The following is an 18882-nucleotide window of genomic DNA, read 5'->3' as shown; positions in this document are numbered from 1 at the left end:
CCCCCGGGGCCACGGCTGTCAGCGGCGTCGTACAGGATGTCGGGAGCGCATAAACATCACGCAGAACTCAACTGGCTCCAGTTGTCACGAGGGGAACCGTTCCATGAGCTTCAACCAGCCGCCGCCCGGCCCGTACGGCCAGCAGCCCCAGCAGCCCGGCCCGTACGGCCAGCCGCAGCAGCCGCCGGCCCCGCAGCCGGGTTACGGCTACCCGCAGCAGGGCGGCCAGGTGCCCGGGCAGCAGCAGGGCTACGGCTACCCTCAGCAGGCCCCTCAGCAGGCCCCTCAGCAGGGTTACGGCTACCCCCAGCAGGGCGGCCAGCCCGGCTACGGCCAGCAGCCCCCGTACGGCGGCCAGCAGACCCCCTACGGCATGATCCCGCAGGGGCCCCCGGAGACCGGCGGCGGCAACGGCAAGAAGATCGGCCTGATCGTCGGCGCGGTCGCGGTCGTCGCGGCGATCGGCTTGGGGGCGTACTTCGCGTTCGGGTCGGGGGGCGGGGAGGTGAAGCCGTACACGATCTCGTTGCCGAAAAAGCTGCTGAGTGGGCAGTTCACGAAGACTCAGCGAGCCGGCAACTCGGGTACCGAGGACTTCACCAACGACAAGGAAGCCAAGGCGCTGGGCATCACGAACGCCAAGGGCGTCAGCTCCGGCTACAGGGGCGACGGCGGGCTGCAGCTGACGATCAGCGGCGTGTACGGCACCGTCGCCGACCCGGAAGGAACCGTGGGCCAGGTGCTCGCCAAGGTGGACGAGGGACAGAAGAAGTCCTTCGCGGGCCGGGACGCCAAGATCGAGGACGTCACTCCGACCACCCAGTACTCGCCGAGCGGCTTCGACGGCGCCGTGATGAAGTGCAGGACCCAGAAGATCACGCTCTCTCAGGGCGGCGTGAGCGTTCCCGTCACGGCCTCCACCTGCGTCTGGGGTGACAGCAGCGCCATCGGCATCGTCCAGGTAGCGGCCGCGCCGTCCCCCACCGGTGGCACCACCGCGACGACGCCCAGCGCGGAGCAGCTCTCCGAGAAGACCGCCAAGATCCGCAGTGAGGTCCGCAAGGAGAAGTAGCGCTCCCGGCCCGTCACGGTGCAAGGCGTTCGGCGAGGATCCCTTCTTCGCCGGACGCCTCTCGCTTGCGGTGAGGAGAATCGGCGCACCCGGCAGAACCTCGGCCAAAACGGAGCCGCCCGGCAGCACCTGGCTGCCGGGCGGCTCTGGTACGACTTCGGAGCGCCTACGCGCTCTTCTCCTGCGGCTCCCCCGACTCGCCGCGATTGCGCGGTACCAGGGTCGGGTTCACATTCGAGTGCACGACGTCCTCGGTGATGACGACGCGGGCCACGTCCTTGCGGGACGGGATCTCGTACATCACCGCCTGGAGGACTTCCTCCATGATGGCGCGCAGACCGCGGGCGCCGGTGCCGCGCAGGATGGCCTGGTCGGCGATGGCCTCAAGGGCCGGGCGGTCGAAGTCCAGCTCGACACCGTCGAGTTCGAAGAGGCGCTTGTACTGCTTGACGAGCGCGTTGCGCGGCTCGACCAGGATCTGCAGCAGGGCCTCGCGGTCGAGGTTGTGGACCGAGGTGAGGACGGGGAGGCGGCCGATGAACTCCGGGATCATCCCGAACTTCACCATGTCCTCCGGCATGACGTCCTGCAGCTGGTCCTTGGACTCGATCTCCCGCTTGGAGCGGATCGTGGCGCCGAAGCCGATGCCCTTGGCGCCGGACCGGGACTCGATGATCTTCTCCAGGCCGGCGAAGGCACCGCCGACGATGAAGAGGACGTTGGTGGTGTCGATCTGGATGAATTCCTGGTGGGGGTGCTTGCGGCCGCCCTGGGGCGGGACGGAAGCGGTGGTGCCTTCCAGGATCTTCAGCAGCGCCTGCTGGACGCCCTCGCCGGAGACATCGCGGGTGATCGACGGGTTTTCGCTCTTCCGGGCGACCTTGTCGATCTCGTCGATGTAGATGATGCCGGTCTCGGCCTTCTTGATGTCGAAGTCCGCGGCCTGGATCAGCTTGAGGAGGATGTTCTCGACGTCCTCGCCGACATAGCCGGCCTCCGTCAGCGCCGTGGCGTCGGCGAAGGCGAAGGGGACGTTCAGCATCCGGGCGAGAGTCTGCGCGAGCAGGGTCTTGCCGGAGCCGGTCGGGCCGAGCAGCAGGATGTTGGACTTGGCGAGCTCGATGCCCTCTTCGCCGCGTCCGGGGCCGTTCTCGCCCGCCTGCACCCGCTTGTAGTGGTTGTAGACGGCGACCGAGAGCGCCTTCTTGGCGGGATCCTGGCCGACGACATAGCCGTTCAGGAACTCGTAGATCTCCCGCGGTTTCGGGAGCTCCTCCCACCGCACCTCGGAGGTCTCGGCGAGTTCCTCCTCAATGATTTCGTTGCAGAGGTCGATGCACTCGTCGCAGATGTACACACCAGGTCCCGCGATGAGCTTCTTCACCTGCTTCTGACTCTTTCCGCAGAATGAGCACTTGAGCAGGTCGCCGCCGTCACCGATGCGTGCCACGAGGTGCTTCCCCTTCGCCTGGGATCCGCATTGCTCCGCGGACCCGGGTGCTTGCCTATCGACGGTACCTTGCCGGGCCCCCCGTACGGGCCCCCCTTGGACCGACTCGGTTCACTCGATCCGGGTCCGGTCCAAGGGGGCAACGCTCCGGCTCACTTCGCGAAGATCGCTAGCCGATCGCGACGGACGACTTCCGCGTCGAGACGATCTGGTCGACCAGACCGTACGCCAAGGACTCCTCGGCGGTCAGGATCTTGTCACGCTCGATATCGTCACGGATCTTCTCGATCGGCGTGGAGGAGTGCTTGGCCAGCAGGTCCTCCAGCTGCGAGCGCATCCGCAGGATCTCGTTGGCGGCGATCTCCAGGTCGGAAACCTGGCCCCGGCCGGTCTCACTGTAGGGCTGGTGGATCAGCACACGGGCGTTCGGCAGCGCCATCCGCTTGCCGGGGGTGCCGGCGGCGAGCAGCACCGCCGCGGCGGAGGCCGCCTGGCCCATGCAGACCGTCTGGATGTCCGGCTTCACGAACTGCATCGTGTCGTAGATGGCCGTGAGCGCCGTGAAGGAACCGCCCGGGCTGTTGATGTAGATCGAGATGTCCCGGTCCGGGTCCATCGACTCCAGGCACAGCAGCTGCGCCATGACGTCGTTGGCCGAGGCGTCGTCGATCTGCACGCCGAGGAAGATCACGCGCTCCTCGAACAGCTTCGCGTACGGGTCGTACTCGCGCACGCCCTGCGAGGTGCGCTCGACGAAGCGCGGGACGATGTAGCGGGACTCGGCGCGCGGGCCGGAAAACTCGGACTCCGCAACCTGGGAGAGGCCGCTGCCGGGGTAGTTGTTCATCGTGGTGTTCACCGTCCTGGTGGCGATCAAGTGGGCTGGGGGCTGTAGGGCGAGTGGTACGGGGCTCAGGCCCCGGTGCCGCCCCCGCCCGGAACGCCGGCGGCGGAAGTCATCACATCGTCGATCAGGCCGTACGTCTTGGCCTCATCGGCGGAGAACCAGCGGTCGCGGTCCGAGTCCTGGGTGATCCGCTCGACGGTCTGACCGGTGTGGAAGGCCGTCAGCTCCGCCATCCGCTTCTTGGTGTGCAGCAGCCGCTCGGCGTGGATCTTGATGTCCGACGCGGAGCCGGCCAGGCCCGCGGAGGGCTGGTGGATGAGGATCTCGGCATTCGGCAGCGCGAAGCGCTTGCCCGGGGTGCCGGCGCTCAGCAGGAACTGCCCCATGGAGGCGGCCAGGCCCATCGCGATCGTCACCACGTCGTTCTTGATGTACTGCATGGTGTCGTAGATCGCCAAGCCGGCCGAGATCGATCCGCCCGGGGAGTTGATGTAGAGGAAGATGTCCTTGTCCGGGTCCGCGGCGAGAAGAAGCAGCTGCGCGGTGATCTTGTTGGCGATGTCGTCGTCGACCGGCTGGCCGAGGAAGATGATCCGCTCGCCGAGCAGCCGGTTGTAGACCTGGTCGCCGAGGCCACCGAAGGTCGGCTCAGCGGCGGCGGAAGGCATCGGGATCGTCACGTGTCCACCTGCTCGTTGTCGGACGGCTCCAGGCCGTCTCAGCGTCGTCTGCTGGGGCGTGGGGAGGCGGCGCCGTGTGTGGCCCCGGCGCGGTTTCAGGGACTCCCCTGCCCTCGTATCTACGGACCCTAACGCGCAGGTCGGACAACGCCATCCCGCATCGATAACTGTTCGCTGTGAGCGCAGGCTCACGGGGTGGTACGACCACGGGCCCGAACACGCGGACGTGCGTGTTCGGGCCCGTGATGCAGAGAACTGCGCGCAGGCGCGAGATGTCCGGGGCTCAGGCCTCGGGCTTCTCCTCCGCGCCCTCCGCCTCGACCTCGGCGGCCTCAGTGACCTCGACGGTCTCGGCGGTCTCGTCCTCGTCGTCGAGCTCGATGACCTCGCCGTTGCTGTCCTTGACCGTGGCGGACTCGACGACGACCGCGAGGGCCTTGCCGCGGGCGACCTCACCGACGAGCATCGGCACCTGGCCGCCCTCGACGACGGCCTGGGCGAACTGGTCGGGGGACATGCCGGAGGACTGCGCGCGGCGCATGAGGTGCTCGGTGAGCTCCTCCTGGCTGACGTTCAGCTTCTCCTTGTTGACCAGCTCGTCCAGGATGAACTGGGTCTTGATGCCCTTCTCGGCCTGCTCCTTGGTCTCGGCGTCGAACTCTTCCTCGCTCTTGCCCTGGATCTCCAGGTACTTCGCGAGGTCGAGGCCCATCTGGCCGAGCTGGTGGTTGACCAGGTTGTGCTTGCGGGTCTCCATCTCGTCCGCGAGCAGCTTCTCCGGCATCGGCACCTCGACGAGCTTGAGCAGCTCGTCCAGGACCTTCTCCTGCGCCTGGGTGGCCTGGTCGTACTTCTTCATCTGCTCGAGGCGCTTGCGGCTGTCCGCCTGGAGCTCCTCGAAGGTGTCGAACTCACTGGCAAGCTGCGCGAAGTCGTCGTCCAGCTCGGGCAGTTCGCGGGACTTGACCTCGGTGACCTCGACCTTGACCTCGGCCTCCTTGCCCTCGGCGGAACCGCCCTTGAGCTCGGAGGTGAAGGTGGCGTCGGCGCCGGCCTCCAGGCCGGTGACGGCCTCGTCGATGCCGTCGAGGAGCTCGCCGGAACCGACGGTGTAGGTGACGCCCTGGGCGACGCCGTCCTCCAGGACCTCGCCGTCCACCTTGGCCTCGAGGTTCAGCGTCAGGACGTCGCCGTCCTGGGCCGCACGCTCGACCGGGCTGGTCGTCGCGAAGCGCTCACGCAGCTGCTCGACGGACTTGTCGACGTCCTCGTCCGACACCTCCACGGCGTCGACCTCGACCTCGATGCCGGAGTAGTCCGGGATCTCGAGGGCGGGGCGGATGTCGACCTCGGCGGTGAAGGCCAGCAGCTCGCCGTCCTTCAGCTCGGTGATGTCGACCTCGGGCTGGCCGAGGACGTTCAGCTCACCCTCGTTGACCGCTTCGGTGTAGAACTTCGGGAGCGCGTCGTTGACGGCCTCCTCCAGCACGGCGCCGCGGCCGAACCGCTGGTCGATGACCCGGGCCGGGATCTTGCCCTGGCGGAAGCCCTTCACCGTGACCTGCTGGTTGATCTTCTTGTACGCCGCGTCGAGGCTGGGCTTGAGCTCCTCGAAGGGCACCTCGACAGTGAGCCGAACCCGAGTCGGGTTCAGGGTCTCCACGGCGCTCTTCACGGTTCGGTCTCCTTGGGGCTGACTTCTGGGGTCCTGCTTGAGATCTGCCGACGCCCGATGATCCGGGTCCGGCCGATCACGCCCGGTACACAGACACACGGGCACGCAGCTTGCATAGTAACCGCAAGGAGGATGACGCCCACAACGCGATCTTGGACGGCCGCCGATCTTGCGGCACTGCCATGGTGGGCCGAAGGTTCCGCCCGACTCCGTGCTGTCGGGCTGACCTGCTGCTGGTCGGGGTGGCCGGATTCGAACCGACGACCTTCCGCTCCCAAAGCGGACGCGCTACCAAGCTGCGCCACACCCCGTCGGTGCGACACGTAGGGTACATGGCCGCGGACGGTACGGCTGCCAGTTATCGGGAGCCCGCCGGGGCGTGTGCGGGTGAGGGCGGGCGGCACACACCGTCGGCGTGAAGGGATGTGCGGCGCACCGCCGCGACCCGCTAGGATGCACTGCGTGCCGAGGTCCTGCGACCTGCGGCGCTCGCGGGCGTAGCTCAATGGTAGAGCCCCAGTCTTCCAAACTGGCTACGCGGGTTCGATTCCCGTCGCCCGCTCGTAGAGGAAGCCCCAGGCCGGATGGCCTGGGGTTTTCCGCTTTCCGGAACGGGCTGTCGGGCTTCCGGAGCGGGCTGCGGGGTGTCTGCACCCCTCTTCGCCCGGCGGACGCGAGTGAATAGGGTGGCCGGCATGGAGATCTGGCTCAATCCCGCGTGCTCCAAGTGCCGTTCGGCCGTGGAGATCCTCGACGAAGAGGGCGCCTCGTACACCGTGCGCCGATATCTGGAGGAGCCGCCGGACGCCGATGACCTGCGCGGGGTGCTGGCGCGGCTGGGACTGGAGCCCTGGGACATCACCCGGACCCAGGAGGCCGAGGCGAAGGAGCTGGGCCTCGCGGAGTGGGAGCGCACCGACGCCGCGCGGGAGCGGTGGATCGCGGCGCTGGCGGCACACCCCCGGCTGATCCAGCGGCCGATCATCACCGCGGACGACGGGTCGGCGCTGGTGGGACGGAGCGAGGAAGCCGTGCGCGAGGCAGTGGCGCGGACCGGGGGCGAAGAGACCTCTGACGGCTGAACCGCGTGCGGCGTCCGGCACGGGGTCCGGCGGGCACCCGCCGAGGCGGAGCGCCTAGAAGCTGATGTGGTTGATGGTCTCCGCCAGGGAGTTGAGGAACCGGTTGATGGACGGCGCCATCCCCGTGGAGGCCAGGAAGAAGCCGAACAGTATGGCGACGAACGCCGGACCCGCCTTGATCGACTTCCCTCTGATCAGCACGATCAGAATGATCCCCAACAGCAGCACCACTGACAGCGAAAGAGCCACACTGATCACACCCTCGGTCGGAACGCCTCGCCGGCCCGGGGGCATGCCGCGCACACCCCCCTGCACCCATCGTGCCACCAACTCCATGCCCACTGCAGGCCGGTGACGAATCATCGGCCAACGCTTTGCCCGATTCCAGCCGGTGGTGGGCCGTGGGGCAGCGACAGGGTGACGCGGGGGCGGCGAGGTGACGTCCGTGCGGCGGGCCACGAGCGGCCGGGCCGGGGCGGGAATTTCCCGCCCGACGCGGTGCGGGCAATTCGCTCCGGTCATTCACCCGGGGGCATTCTGATCATTTTCCGGGCCGGATAATTTCCCGTCCGTGGTATCCGTCACTGCCTTACAGCGCACCACGAAGGCTTATTAGCATTCGGACATAAGACTAAGGAATCGGACATTCCCCCAGAGTCGTTTGCGGGGGATAGAGGACGATTTGAGATGACGATAGGGTACGAAACGGACAGCCGTGGGAGGGGGTCTCCGCGGTGTTAGCGGATTTTATCCGCGTCCCGTCCACGGCGGAACCCGGGGAAAAGGGGAATGCTTCCGATGCGGTTTTACGCATTCGCCGACCGCCGCTATCGTGCCTCCAATGTTTCCCGCTGCCCCGACACCCCGACGCGAACTTCCCCCTGCCCGGGCGGCGGAGGGAACCGATCGGCCGGAGCCCACGGACCGGCCGTCCGGCGCGGCGGAGGGTGCGGCGGCGCCCTCACCGAAGACCGGTAGCCGTCACGCGTTCTTCGACAACGCGAAGTACCTGGCCATCGTGCTGGTGGCGATGGGGCACTCATGGGAACCGCTGACGGACAGCAGCCGCGCCGCCGAGGCGCTCTACATGACCGTCTACACCTTCCACATGCCGGCCTTCATCATCATTTCCGGCTACTTCTCGCGCAGCTTCGACATGCGCAGGGACCGGCTGCAGCGGCTGGTCACCGGGGTCGCGGTGCCCTATGTCCTCTTCGAGACCGCGTATGCGTTCTTCAAGCGCTGGGCGGACGACGATCCCGGCCACCCCATCAGTCTGCTCGACCCGTGGTTCCTGACGTGGTTCCTGGTGGCCCTGTTCATCTGGCGGCTGACCACCCCGCTGTGGAAGGTCGTGCGCTGGCCGATTCCGCTCGCGGTGGCCATTGCCGTCCTCGCGTCCGTGTCCCCGGACATCGGCGATGATCTGGACCTCCAGCGGGTGCTGCAGTTCCTCCCGTTCTTCGTCCTGGGGCTGGCGCTGCGGCCGGAGCACTTCAAGCTGGTACAGCGGCGGATCGTGCGGATCGCGTCGCTGCCCATCTTCGCCTGTGCGCTGTTGATGGCCTACTGGGCGGCGCCCCGGATGAGCTCGGCGTGGTTCTACCACCGGGACAGCGCCCAGGAATTGGGCACCACCTGGTGGATCGGCGCGGTGATGACGCTGGCGCTCTTCGGCTGCTCGATCGTGATGGTGGCCTGCTTCTTCTCCTGGGTGCCGACGCGGCGGACGTGGTTCACGGTGCTGGGCGCCGGGACGCTGTACGGCTATCTGCTGCACGGCTTCCTGGCCAAGGGCTCGCGGTTCTGGGGCTGGTTCGACGACTACGCCTGGCTGCACTCGCCGCTCGGTGAGGTCGCGGTCACCCTGATCGCGGGGGGCATCGTGACGGCCCTGTGCACCCCGCCGGTCCGCAGGGCGTTCCGCTTCGCGATGGAGCCGACGATGGCATGGGCGTTCCGTAAGGACCCGGCCGATACGGCACGGGCTCGCGTCAGCGCCTGAGCGCGCGTCCCTCCCGGTCCGGCGGAGCCCGGCCAGGCGGGCGGGGAGAGTGCCCGGACCGCGTCCGCCCCAGGCGCCGGCAACCCAATCCCCGTCCCCGTTACGCGTCCCGGCAGATCAGCAGCAGCGCGCGGTCGTCGTTGACGTCCTTGGCGACGGCCTCGATCAGATGCCAGGCGGCCCCGGCGAAGCCACTAGCGACATAGCGGTCGGCCTCGCCGGTCAGCCGGTCGATGCCCTCGGCGATATCGCGGTCGGCGGCCTCGACCAGGCCGTCGGTGAACAGCATCAGGACATCGCCCGGCCGCAGCGTCCCCTTGACCGGGTCGAACTGGGCGCCGTCGTAGACGCCGAGCAGCGGCCCCTCCCCCGACTTCTCCTCCCAGCGGCCGCTGCCGGCGCTGAGCTGGAGGGCCGGCAGATGTCCCGCGGAGAGGAGTTCGTAGTCGCCGGACTCCAGGTCGAGGACGAGATGGATGGAGGTCGCGAACCCCTCGTCCCAGTCCTGGCGCAGCAGATAGCCGTTGGCGGCGGGCAGGAAGCCGTGCGGCGGCAGCGAGCCGAGCAGGCCGCCGAAGGCGCCGGACAGCAGCAGCGCGCGGGAGGCCGCGTCCATGCCCTTGCCGGAGACATCGGTCAGCACCACTTCGAGGATGTCGCCGCCGTGGGTGCGGGAGGCCACCACGAAGTCGCCGGAGAAGGACTGTCCGCCGGCCGGGCGCAGCGCCATCTCGTGGTGCCAGCCCTCGGGCAACTTGGGGAGTTTGCTCTGGACGCGGATCCGTTCGCGCAGGTCGAAGAGCATCGTGCCGCCGCGCCGCCAGGGCACCCCGACCCGGCTGCGGAACTGCGCGATGAGCAGCCCGAAGAGCCCGACCGCGGCGACGACCAGGACCGTGCCCGGAGTGATCCGGTCCGGTCCTTCGTCGTACGGGCCGAACAGCGCGGCTTCGACGACCAGCGCGGCCGCGGACGCGCCGTACAGGACCAGCAGGTTGGCCGGCCGCAGCAGCAGTCCGCCGGAGATGACCGGGAGGACCAGCGCCGTCGGGGCGATCCATTCGGGCCACCGGAGAGTGCCCGCGGCGATGGCGGGTATGGCGAGGAGGAGGACGGCCAGCGCGAACCGGTCGGAGCCCTCACCCCGGAAGTAGTCGACCCCGGCCTTGCGCACGCCGATGCGGGCCCGGTGCAGACCTTTGTGCATCCGGGCTGTCAGGGGTTCCGTTCCCTGGCCACTTGTCATTTCTCTGGGACCTTATCCACCCGTTCGGCGGCGCGTCGATTCGCCGCACGTCGCACCGTCGGATTGCCGGGAAACACCGTTCGAAATGCGGTCGCGCGGCCGGAGGGTGTCCTGCTAGGCATGGGGTATGGCGACGGAATTGCGCATGCTGCGGGACGTCGAATGGGACAGTTGGTCCGACGCGTTGGACCTGGCGTTCGGCGGGCTTCCGCTGTCTCCCGAGGAGCGCGCCCTCCGGCGTGACCTCACCGAGATCGGGCGGTCGTTCGGCGTCTGGGACGACGGCGACTGCGTCGCCACGGCGGGAGCGTGCTCCTTCGAACTCACCGTGCCGGGCAGGGCCGAAGTGCCGGTGGCGGGCGTCACGATGGTCAGTGTGCAGCCGACGCACCGCCGCCGCGGGCTGCTGCGTTCGATGATGCGGCACCAGATGGCGGACGTCCGGGAGCGCGGTGAGCCGCTGGCGGTGCTGACCGCCTCGGAGCCCGCGATCTACGGCCGGTTCGGCTACGGCCCCGCGGCTCAGAACATGCAACTGACCGTGGACACCGTGCGGCTGCCCGCCCCCGAGCTGCCCGGGGTGGACGGCGTACGGCTGCGGCTGGTGGACCCGGTGGCCGCGGTGGCCGACTGCGAGCGGGTCTATGCCCGGCTGGTGCACGCCCGGCCCGGGATGCTTGCCCGGCGGCCCGGCTGGGAGCGGATCCCCGTACAGGACGCCCCGGACAAGCGGCACGGGGCCGGGGTACTGCAGTGTGTGCTGGCCGAGGTGGACGGCGAAGTGCGGGGGTATGCGCGCTTCGCGGTCAAACCGGGCCACGACCACGCCGGGCCGTCGGGCACGGTGCTGGTGCGGCATGTCGAGGCGCTGGACCCGGTGGGGTACGCGGCGCTGTGGCGCTTTCTGTTCGGCATCGATCTGACGTCGTCGGTGTCGGTGTCCACCCGGCCGGTGGACGATGCGCTGCTGCATCTCGTCCCGGACATGCGGCGGTGCGGTATCCGGCTGAACGAGTCGCTGTTCGTGCGGCCGGTGGAGGTGGGCGCGGCGCTGGCGGCACGGACCTACCGGACGCCGGTGGAGGTGGTGCTGGAGGTCGCGGACCCCTTCTGCCCGTGGAACGAGGGGCGTTGGCGGCTGTCCGGTGACGCGGCGGGCGCTTCGTGCGAGCGGACCACGGACCCGGCGAGCTGGCCCTGTCCGTACGGGAGCTGGGGTCGGCGTATCTGGGCGGCTTCACGCTGTCGTCGCTGGCGGCGGCCGGCCGGGTCCACGAGCTGCGGCCCGGTGCGCTGACGGCGGCGTCGGTGGCGTTCGGGTCGGATGTGGCGCCCTGGCTGCCGTTCGGGTTCTGAGGCCGGCGCCGGCCCGGGCCGGCGGTCAGCCGCCGCCGGCGGACGGCTGGCAGCCCGGGCACCAGAAGAGGTTGCGGGCGGCGAGACCGGCGGTGCGGATCTCGCCGCCGCAGATGTGGCAGCCCTGGAGGGCGCGGCGGTAGACGTACACCTCGCCGCCGTGGTCGTCGACCCGCGGCGGGCGGCCCATGGCCTCCGGCAGATGTTCCGGGCGGACGGTGTCGATCCGGTTGTGCCGGACGCCCTCGGCCATCAGGAACACCAGGTCGGCCCAGATCGCGTCCCACTCGCGGCGGGTGAGGTCGCGGCCGGGGCGGTAGGGGTCGATGTGATGGCGGAAGAGGACCTCGGCGCGGTAGACGTTGCCGACGCCGGCGATGACCTTCTGGTCGAGCAGCAGCGCCGCGATCGTCGTACGGCTGCGGGAGATCCGCTGCCAGGCGCGGGTGCCGTCGTCCTCGGGGCGCAGCGGGTCGGGGCCGAGCCGGTCGTGTATCGCCTGCTTCTCGCCCTCGGTGATCAGCGCGCAGGTGGTGGGGCCGCGGAGGTCCGCGTAGGCGGACGGGTTCGCGAGCCGGAGGCGCACGGTGTCGGTGGGCGGCGGGGCGGGGGCCGTGCCGAAGCCGAGCTTGCCGAACAGGCCGAGGTGGACATGGATCCAGCGGTCCCGTCCGAAGCCGAGGAAGAGGTGTTTGCCGTGCGCCTCGGCGCAGGTCATGACCTGGCCGTCGACGAGGGCCGCGCCGCCGGCGAACTTGCCCTGGGGGCTGCTCGCCCGTACCCGTCCGCCCTCGAAGCGGGAGCGGTGGTCCAGGGCGAGGCGGTGGATCGTATGCCCCTCGGGCACGGGTGTCCTCCAGTGGGCGCGCCCGCCCGCCCCGGCGGCCGGGGGTGGACGGGCGGCGGCGTGAGCGGTGGTCAGCCCTGCGGGTGGTGGGCGGGGACGGGCGGCAGTTCGCCGGTGGTCTCGTAGGCCGAGAGCATGTCGATGCGGCGGGTGTGCCGTTCCTCACCCGAGTACGGGGTGTTGAGGAAGATCTCGACGAACTTGGTCGCCTCCGCCTCGGTGTGCATCCGGCCGCCCACGGAGATGACGTTGGCGTCGTTGTGCTCGCGGCCGAGCTTGGCGGTCTCCTCGCTCCAGGCCAGCGCGGCCCGTACGCCCTTGACCTTGTTGGCGGCGATCTGCTCGCCGTTGCCGGAGCCGCCGATCACGATGCCGAGGCTTTCCGGGTCGGCGGCGGTCTTCTCCGCGGCGCGCAGGCAGAACGGCGGGTAGTCGTCCTGGGCGTCGTAGATGTGGGGACCGCAGTCGACGGGCTCGTGGCCATGGGCCGTGAGCCACTCGACGAGGTGGTTCTTGAGTTCGAAACCTGCATGGTCGGAGCCGAGGTACACGCGCATGCGATGAGTGTGACACGGCCGGTGCCGGGTAGGCGCCGCTGGGTCTTCCCAGGGCTGCGTGCACAGAAAGCCACCCCCCGCCTTCCGTACGCAAGCGCATTGCGCAACCGTCCAGGGTTTCACACAACAATCCGGCTTCAGACCTTCCAATCAACGGATAACGAAGATCTAATGCGGGGGATCCATCCGCGAATCACAAAGGACGGTGCACATGGGCGCGCACCTTCCCCCGAGCTCCTCAGGAGCAGGGGGTACCCCCACCACCACAGCGGTCCCCGGCGCCGGTGGCCCCGGCGGCGGACCCACCGGGGGGCAGTCGCAGGACGGGCTGCAGGCAGGGCTGAAGAACCGCCATCTGTCGATGATCGCCATCGGCGGCGTCATCGGCGCCGGTCTGTTCGTCGGCTCCGGCGCCGGTATCTCGGCCGCCGGTCCCGGCATCCTGCTCTCCTACGCACTGACCGGTCTGCTGGTCGTGCTGGTGATGCGGATGCTGGGTGAGATGGCTGCGGCCTCGCCCACTTCCGGCTCGTTCTCCGCCTACGCGGACCGGGCGCTGGGCCGCTGGGCCGGGTTCACGATCGGCTGGCTGTACTGGTTCTTCTGGTCGGTCGTGCTGGCCGTCGAGGCGACCGCGGCCGCCGCGATCCTCACCGGCTGGGTGCCGGCCGTCCCGCAGTGGGCCTGGGCGCTGCTGGTGATGATCGTGCTGACCGGCACGAACCTGGTCTCGGTCGGCTCGTTCGGCGAGTTCGAGTTCTGGTTCGCCGGGATCAAGGTCGTCGCGATCGTCATCTTCATCGTGGTCGGCGCGCTGGCGGTATTCGGGCTGCCGCCGGGCGGCGCCCCGGTCGGCACGGAGAACCTGACCGGGCACGGCGGATTCCTGCCGCACGGTCCCGGCGCGATCCTCTCCGGCATGCTGCTGGTGGTCTTCTCCTTCATGGGCAGCGAGATCGTCACGCTGGCGGCGAGCGAGTCGCCGAACCCGGTGCAGGCCGTCCGCAAGGCCGTCAACAGCGTGATCTGGCGGATCGCGCTCTTCTACATCGGCTCGATCGCGGTGATCGTGACGCTGCTGCCGTGGAACTCCGCGGCGGTGAAGAAGAGCCCGTACGTGGCCGTCCTGCAGTCGCTGGACATCCCGTACGCGGGCACCGTGATGGATGTCGTGGTGCTGACCGCGGTGCTGTCCTGTCTGAACTCCGGGCTCTACACCGCCTCCCGGATGGCGTTCTCGCTCGGCCAGCGCGGCGATGCGCCGAAGGCGTTCGCCACCGTCAACAAGGGCGGGGTGCCGGCGGTCGCGATCTGGGCGTCGGTCGCCTTCGGCTTCGTTGCGACGATCTTCAGCTACACCTCGAAGGACACCATCTTCCAGTTCCTGCTGAATTCGTCGGGCGCGGTGGCGCTGTTCGTGTGGCTGGTCATCTGCTTCTCGCAGCTGCGGATGCGCCGGATCATCGAACGGGAGACGCCGGAGCGGCTGACGGTGCGGATGTGGCTGTACCCGTGGCTGACCTACGCGACGATCGCGCTGATCCTCTTCGTCATCGGCTACATGTTCTACGACCCGGACGGGCGCAAGCAGATGGTGCTGTCGGTGGTCGCGGCCGTAGTGGTGCTGGCGGTCGGGCTGATCCTGGACCGGCGGCGGCCGCGGGACACCGCGGCAGCGGACGCGGCAAGCACCCCGGGCGTCGGGGCGCGGGCCGGGGACCGGGTCTAGGTCCGGCGGGCCAGGGCCGGACAGGCCCTGGCAGGGCGTACGAACGGGCCGGGCCCCGCATGCACCGTTTCGGTGCGCGCGGGGCCCGGCCCGTTGTCTACGGGGTACGGCGCCTGCTCAGCCGCGGCGCCCGGCCAGCTTCCAGGCCGTCGGCAGCGCGCCCATGGCCAGCGCGGCCTTGAGGGCGTCGCCGATCAGGAACGGGACGAGTCCGACGGCGACGGCCTGGCCGAAGGACATGCCGGTGCTCAGCGCCAGGTAGGGGACGCCGACGGCGTAGATCAGCGCCGTGCCCGCTGCCATGGTGGCGGCGGTGCGCAGCACACCGCGGTCGCCGCCGCGGCGGGCCAGCGCGCCCACGGCGGTGGCGGCGAGCAGCATTCCCACGATGTAGCCGAAGGTGGCGCCGCCGGCGCCCGAGGCACCGCCGGCGAACCACGGCAGGCCCGCGATTCCCGCCAGGGCGTACAGCGCCAGCGACAGCAGACCGCGGCCGGCGCCGAGCGAGGCGCCGACCAGCAGGGCGGCGAAGGTCTGGCCCGTGACCGGGACCGGGGAGCCGGGGACCGGGACGGCGATCTGGGCCGCGACGCCGGTGAGCGCGGCGCCGCCGAGCACCAGCGCGGCGTCACGGACGCGGGCGCGGGAGGCGGTGGCGGCCGGCAGCAGATCGGCGAGGACCTCCCCCAGGCTCTCGGCCTGGCTGGAGGGGGTGCCCCCATCGGGACGGGAAAGAGCGGCAGTGCTCATCGGGGCTCCGCGGGTGTGAGAGGGACAGGACGGGACGCGATGACGTTAGTCCAGCGGACCGCCGGCGATCATCGTGTGGCGGCGACAAAGCCGCACCGGCCCGCTTGGAGAGTTCCGAACAACCGCCAGAATGCCCGGCCGTGGCGAGGCGCGAGACGTCTTTGCAGGTCACGTGATGCTCATCACGGCCCGGACCGCTTCCGGACGCCGGTTTTGTGGTAGCGCGCGACGTGCGGCGACACTGGGGCCGCCCCGCGGTGACCTGTGGAGTTCCCCCAACCTGCCGGCGGCCCCGCCGCCCCGGCCCTTGCGAGAGTACGAGCCCATGCACGACGCACCGACCCCAGCCGTCGAGTCCTCCCCGGGGAGGGGCGCCGACAGGAGCGAGCCCCTGTCCGCGGGCCTCAAGCAGCGGCATCTGACGATGCTGGGCCTGGGCGGAGTGATCGGCGCGGGCCTGTTCGTGGGCTCCGGTGCGGGGATCGCGGTGGCCGGGCCGGGGATCGTGCTGTCGTATCTGATCGCGGGCGCGCTGGCCATGCTGGTCATGCGGATGCTCGGCGAGATGTCGGCGGCGATGCCGGCCTCCGGCGCGTTCTCGGTGCATGCGGAGCGGGCACTGGGGCGCTGGGCCGGGTTCAGCGTCGGCTGGCTGTACTGGTTCCTGCTGGTCGTGGTGCTCGCCGTGGAGGCCACCGGCGCGGCGCAGATCGCCAACGGCTGGGTGCCGGCGGTGCCGCAGTGGGGCTGGGTGCTGATCTTCATGATCGTCTTCACCGCCGCCAACCTGGCCGCGGTGAAGAACTTCGGCGAGTTCGAGTTCTGGTTCGCGACGCTGAAGGTCACCGCGATCGTGCTGTTCCTCGTGCTGAGCCTGCTGGCGGTCTTCGGGGTGCTGCCGGACACCGACCCCGTCGGGACGGCGAACCTCACCGGGCAGGGCGGTTTTCTGCCGCACGGCTGGTCCGGGGTGATCTCCGGGGTCCTGGCGGTGGTGTTCGCCTTCGGCGGCCTGGAGGTCGTCACCATCGCCGCGGCCGAGTCGGACGATCCGGCGCGTGCGGTGGGCCGGGCGGTGCGCAGCGCGGTGTGGCGCATCCTCTTCTTCTACGTCGGCTCGATGCTGGTCATCGTGACGCTGCTGCCCTGGTCGTCGATGCAGCCCGGCAAGAGCCCGTACGTCGCGGTGCTGGACAGCATCGGGGTGCCGGGCGCCGGCCAGATCATGAACATCGTGGTGTTCGTGGCGCTGCTCTCCGCGCTGAACGCCAATCTCTACGGCTCCTCGCGGATGGTCTTCTCGCTGGCCGAGCGGGGCGAGGCACCGCGGGCGCTGCTGAAGGTGTCGGAGGGCGGGGTGCCGCGCCGGGCCGTGCTCGCATCGGTGGCCTTCGGGTTCGTCTCCGTACTGCTGAATCTCGAATGGCCGGATTCGGTCTTCCTCTACATGCTCAATGCGGTCGGCGCGGTGCTGCTCTTCGTGTGGGGCCTGATCGCCGTCTCCCAACTGCGGCTGCGTCCGCGGATCGCCCGCGAGGCACCCGGGAAACTGACCCTGCGGATGTGGGCGTTCCCCTATCTGACCTGGGCGGCGCTGGTGGCTATGGGCGCCGTGCTGGTGCTGATGCTGACCGATGACGCGGCCCGGCCGCAGCTTCTGTGGTCGGCCGGGGCGACCGGCCTGGTGCTGCTCGTCGCGGGCCTGCGCGCGCTCCGGGAGCGCCGCGCGCGCCGCTGAGGCTCGTGCGGCGGGGGTCACACCGCGTCATAACTGACGACGCATCGAACACACACAGTCGCGAAAACGTCTGAATACCGAACATTCGCTGCACGACTGTTGCCCTGAGCGGACACCGGCGCTCAAACTGAGCCCGCTTTGCCGAGGACCCCGGAGTTCAGCCGTCGGCAGGCCCCTGCGCGATCCGCCGCTCCGGCGGGGTCCGGGGGCCCGGCAGCACCGTCGCACCGGTCGCGGCCCGGGGAGAACGCAGTAACGCCTTGCTCCGCTCTCACCTACTGGGACAGGTACGACATGAATCGGACACCCTCGTCCGCCGCACCCGCGCGCGAGCACGGCGACGCGGTTCAGGGCCCCGGCCCCGGCAGCGGCTCCACGCTGTCCAACGGCCTCAAGCAGCGCCATCTCTCGATGATCGCCCTGGGCGGGGTGATCGGCGCGGGCCTGTTCGTGGGCTCCCGCGCCGGCATCGCGGCGGCCGGACCGTCGATCGTGCTGGCCTACGCGGTCTCCGGCGCGCTGGTCATGCTGATCATGCGGATGCTCGGCGAGATGGCCGCGGCGAATCCGGCCTCCGGCTCCTTCTCCGTGCACGCCGAGCGCTCCATCGGCTCCTGGGCCGGGTTCACGGCGGGCTGGATGTTCACCGCGCTGCTGTGTGTGGCGGTGGCCGCCGAGGCGCTGGGCGCCGCGGATGTGATGCTGCAGTGGTTCCCGGGCACCCAGCCCTGGATGTGGGTCCTGCTGTTCATGGTGATCTTCACGGGAACGAACCTGACCGCGGTCTCCAACTTCGGTGAGTTCGAGTTCTGGTTCGCCGCCCTGAAGGTCGCGGCGATCGGCATCTTCCTGGTCCTGGGCCTGCTGGCCATCTTCGGTGTGCTCCCCGGCACCCACGCCCCGGGCACCTCGCACCTCACCGGTGACGGCGGCTTCCTCCCCAAGGGGGTCGACGGCCTGATGGTCGGTCTGCTGGCCTCGGTGTTCGCCTACGGCGGTCTGGAGACGGTGACCATCGCGGCCGCCGAGTCCAAGGACCCGGTACGCGGTGTCGCCAGCGCGGTGCGCACCGCGATGTGGCGCATCGCCCTCTTCTACGTCGGCTCGATGGCGATCATCGTCACGGTCATCCCGTGGAGCGCCCCCTCGATAGCCAAGAGCGGCCCGTACGTGGCGGTCCTGGACTACCTCAAGATCCCGGCGGCCGGCCAGATCATGAACGTCGTCATCCTGGTCGCGCTGCTCTCCGCGGTGAACGCCAACCTCTACGGCTCCTCGCGGATGGCCTACTCGCTCATCTCCCGCGGCCAGGGCCCGGCCTTCCTCGGCAAGGTCAGCGGCGGCGTCCCGCGCCGCGCCGTCCTGATGTGCTCCGCCTTCGGCTTCCTCGCGGTCCTCCTGAGCTTCTGGTGGCCCACCACGGTCTTCCAGTGGCTGCTGAACATGGTCGGCGCGGCCGTCCTGGTGGTGTGGGGCTTCATCGCCACCGCCCAGCTGCGGATGCGGCGGCAGCTGGAGCGCGAGGCGCCCGAGAAGCTCGTGGTGAAGATGTGGGCCTTCCCGGTCCTGACCTGGGTGGCGCTGGCGGGCATCGTCGCCGTGCTGCTGCTGATGCTGCGCGATGAGAACCAGCGGATCCAGCTGCTGTTCACCGGCGGCTTCGGGGCGGTGCTGGCCGTGATCGGACTCGTCCGGCAGCAGTCGCTGGGCAAGGGCGCGGACCTGGCCAAGAAGTAGCGCTCCCCCACTCCCCGCAGGCGGGGGGGGGGGGGGCCCCCCCCCGGGCCCCCCCCCCCCCGCGGGCGGTGGGCCGCGCGCCGCCCCCCCCCCCCCCGGGGAATAACGCAC

The 18882-nt window shown here is 69.8% G+C and carries 15 protein-coding genes, 2 tRNA genes and 1 pseudogene; 8 read left to right on the top strand and 10 right to left on the bottom strand.

Annotation, left to right across the window (positions count from 1 at the left end):
• The first annotated feature begins 103 nt into the window (after positions 1-103).
• Positions 104-1072 (top strand): hypothetical protein, encoded by a 969-nt coding sequence (locus ACGFWI_RS33375; protein ID WP_393909796.1) that lies wholly within the window; start codon positions 104-106, stop codon positions 1070-1072.
• 166 nt (positions 1073-1238) lie between these two features.
• Here the strand turns inward: ACGFWI_RS33375 and clpX are convergent, their stop codons facing one another.
• From clpX to ACGFWI_RS33350, 5 genes are all read right to left on the bottom strand, one after another.
• Complete coding sequence (clpX, locus tag ACGFWI_RS33370) at positions 1239-2522, bottom strand: ATP-dependent Clp protease ATP-binding subunit ClpX (RefSeq protein WP_393909795.1); 1284 nt, start codon at positions 2520-2522, stop codon at positions 1239-1241.
• Positions 2523-2691: 169 nt separating this feature from the next.
• Positions 2692-3381 carry an ATP-dependent Clp protease proteolytic subunit gene (locus ACGFWI_RS33365; RefSeq protein ID WP_393909794.1) on the bottom strand — a complete coding sequence of 230 codons (690 nt, stop codon included), beginning with the start codon at positions 3379-3381 and terminating at the stop codon, positions 2692-2694.
• Between the two features lie 53 nt (positions 3382-3434).
• Entirely contained in the window at positions 3435-4037 is a 603-nt protein-coding gene (locus ACGFWI_RS33360) for an ATP-dependent Clp protease proteolytic subunit (RefSeq protein ID WP_030082101.1), read from the bottom strand.
• Between the two features lie 295 nt (positions 4038-4332).
• On the bottom strand, positions 4333-5724 hold the full coding sequence (gene tig / locus ACGFWI_RS33355) for a trigger factor (protein ID WP_393909793.1): 1392 nt from the start codon (positions 5722-5724) through the stop codon (positions 4333-4335).
• A 234-nt stretch (positions 5725-5958) separates the two neighbouring features.
• Positions 5959-6035, bottom strand: a tRNA-Pro gene (locus ACGFWI_RS33350).
• Between the two features lie 180 nt (positions 6036-6215).
• Here ACGFWI_RS33350 and ACGFWI_RS33345 point away from each other — a divergent pair.
• Together ACGFWI_RS33345 and ACGFWI_RS33340 are read left to right on the top strand one after the other, a co-directional pair.
• Positions 6216-6286: transfer RNA gene (locus ACGFWI_RS33345), tRNA-Gly, on the top strand.
• Between the two features lie 133 nt (positions 6287-6419).
• Positions 6420-6806, top strand: coding sequence for an arsenate reductase family protein (locus tag ACGFWI_RS33340; RefSeq protein WP_393909792.1), 387 nt, complete (start codon positions 6420-6422; stop codon positions 6804-6806).
• Between the two features lie 54 nt (positions 6807-6860).
• Here the strand turns inward: ACGFWI_RS33340 and ACGFWI_RS33335 are convergent, their stop codons facing one another.
• On the bottom strand, positions 6861-7055 hold the full coding sequence (locus tag ACGFWI_RS33335) for a hypothetical protein (protein ID WP_393909791.1): 195 nt from the start codon (positions 7053-7055) through the stop codon (positions 6861-6863).
• A gap of 592 nt (positions 7056-7647) precedes the next feature.
• On the opposite strand from ACGFWI_RS33335, the gene ACGFWI_RS33330 reads away from it, so the two are divergent.
• Positions 7648-8811: an acyltransferase family protein gene (locus ACGFWI_RS33330; protein ID WP_393909790.1), complete on the top strand. Its 1164-nt coding sequence runs from the start codon at positions 7648-7650 to the stop codon at positions 8809-8811.
• Between the two features lie 100 nt (positions 8812-8911).
• On the opposite strand, the gene ACGFWI_RS33325 is transcribed toward ACGFWI_RS33330, so the two are convergent.
• Positions 8912-10018 carry a PP2C family protein-serine/threonine phosphatase gene (locus ACGFWI_RS33325; RefSeq protein WP_393909789.1) on the bottom strand — a complete coding sequence of 369 codons (1107 nt, stop codon included), beginning with the start codon at positions 10016-10018 and terminating at the stop codon, positions 8912-8914.
• Positions 10019-10184: 166 nt separating this feature from the next.
• Here ACGFWI_RS33325 and ACGFWI_RS33320 point away from each other — a divergent pair.
• A pseudogene (locus tag ACGFWI_RS33320) lies at positions 10185-11413 on the top strand (GNAT family N-acetyltransferase).
• 25 nt (positions 11414-11438) lie between these two features.
• Here ACGFWI_RS33320 and ACGFWI_RS33315 read toward each other — a convergent pair.
• Both ACGFWI_RS33315 and ACGFWI_RS33310 read right to left on the bottom strand, forming a co-directional pair.
• Entirely contained in the window at positions 11439-12260 is an 822-nt protein-coding gene (locus ACGFWI_RS33315) for an Fpg/Nei family DNA glycosylase (RefSeq protein ID WP_393909788.1), read from the bottom strand.
• A 71-nt stretch (positions 12261-12331) separates the two neighbouring features.
• Positions 12332-12817 (bottom strand): ribose-5-phosphate isomerase, encoded by a 486-nt coding sequence (locus ACGFWI_RS33310; RefSeq protein ID WP_393909787.1) that lies wholly within the window; start codon positions 12815-12817, stop codon positions 12332-12334.
• Between the two features lie 211 nt (positions 12818-13028).
• On the opposite strand from ACGFWI_RS33310, the gene ACGFWI_RS33305 reads away from it, so the two are divergent.
• Positions 13029-14546, top strand: a complete 1518-nt coding sequence (locus ACGFWI_RS33305) for an amino acid permease (RefSeq protein WP_393909786.1) — start codon at positions 13029-13031, stop codon at positions 14544-14546.
• A 117-nt stretch (positions 14547-14663) separates the two neighbouring features.
• Here ACGFWI_RS33305 and ACGFWI_RS33300 read toward each other — a convergent pair whose 3' ends face one another.
• Positions 14664-15296 (bottom strand): biotin transporter BioY, encoded by a 633-nt coding sequence (locus tag ACGFWI_RS33300; RefSeq protein ID WP_393909785.1) that lies wholly within the window; start codon positions 15294-15296, stop codon positions 14664-14666.
• A gap of 325 nt (positions 15297-15621) precedes the next feature.
• On the opposite strand from ACGFWI_RS33300, the gene ACGFWI_RS33295 reads away from it, so the two are divergent.
• Both ACGFWI_RS33295 and ACGFWI_RS33290 read left to right on the top strand, forming a co-directional pair.
• A complete protein-coding gene (locus ACGFWI_RS33295; RefSeq protein WP_393909784.1) occupies positions 15622-17034 on the top strand; it encodes an amino acid permease in 1413 nt (470 codons plus the stop codon).
• 294 nt (positions 17035-17328) lie between these two features.
• Positions 17329-18771, top strand: coding sequence for an amino acid permease (locus tag ACGFWI_RS33290; protein WP_393909783.1), 1443 nt, complete (start codon positions 17329-17331; stop codon positions 18769-18771).
• Positions 18772-18882 lie beyond the last annotated feature (111 nt).

It is taken from the genome of Streptomyces sp. NPDC048434 (assembly GCF_043200375.1).
GTDB lineage: Bacteria > Actinomycetota > Actinomycetes > Streptomycetales > Streptomycetaceae > Streptomyces.
This window is presented reverse-complemented; position numbering and strand designations above follow the sequence as displayed.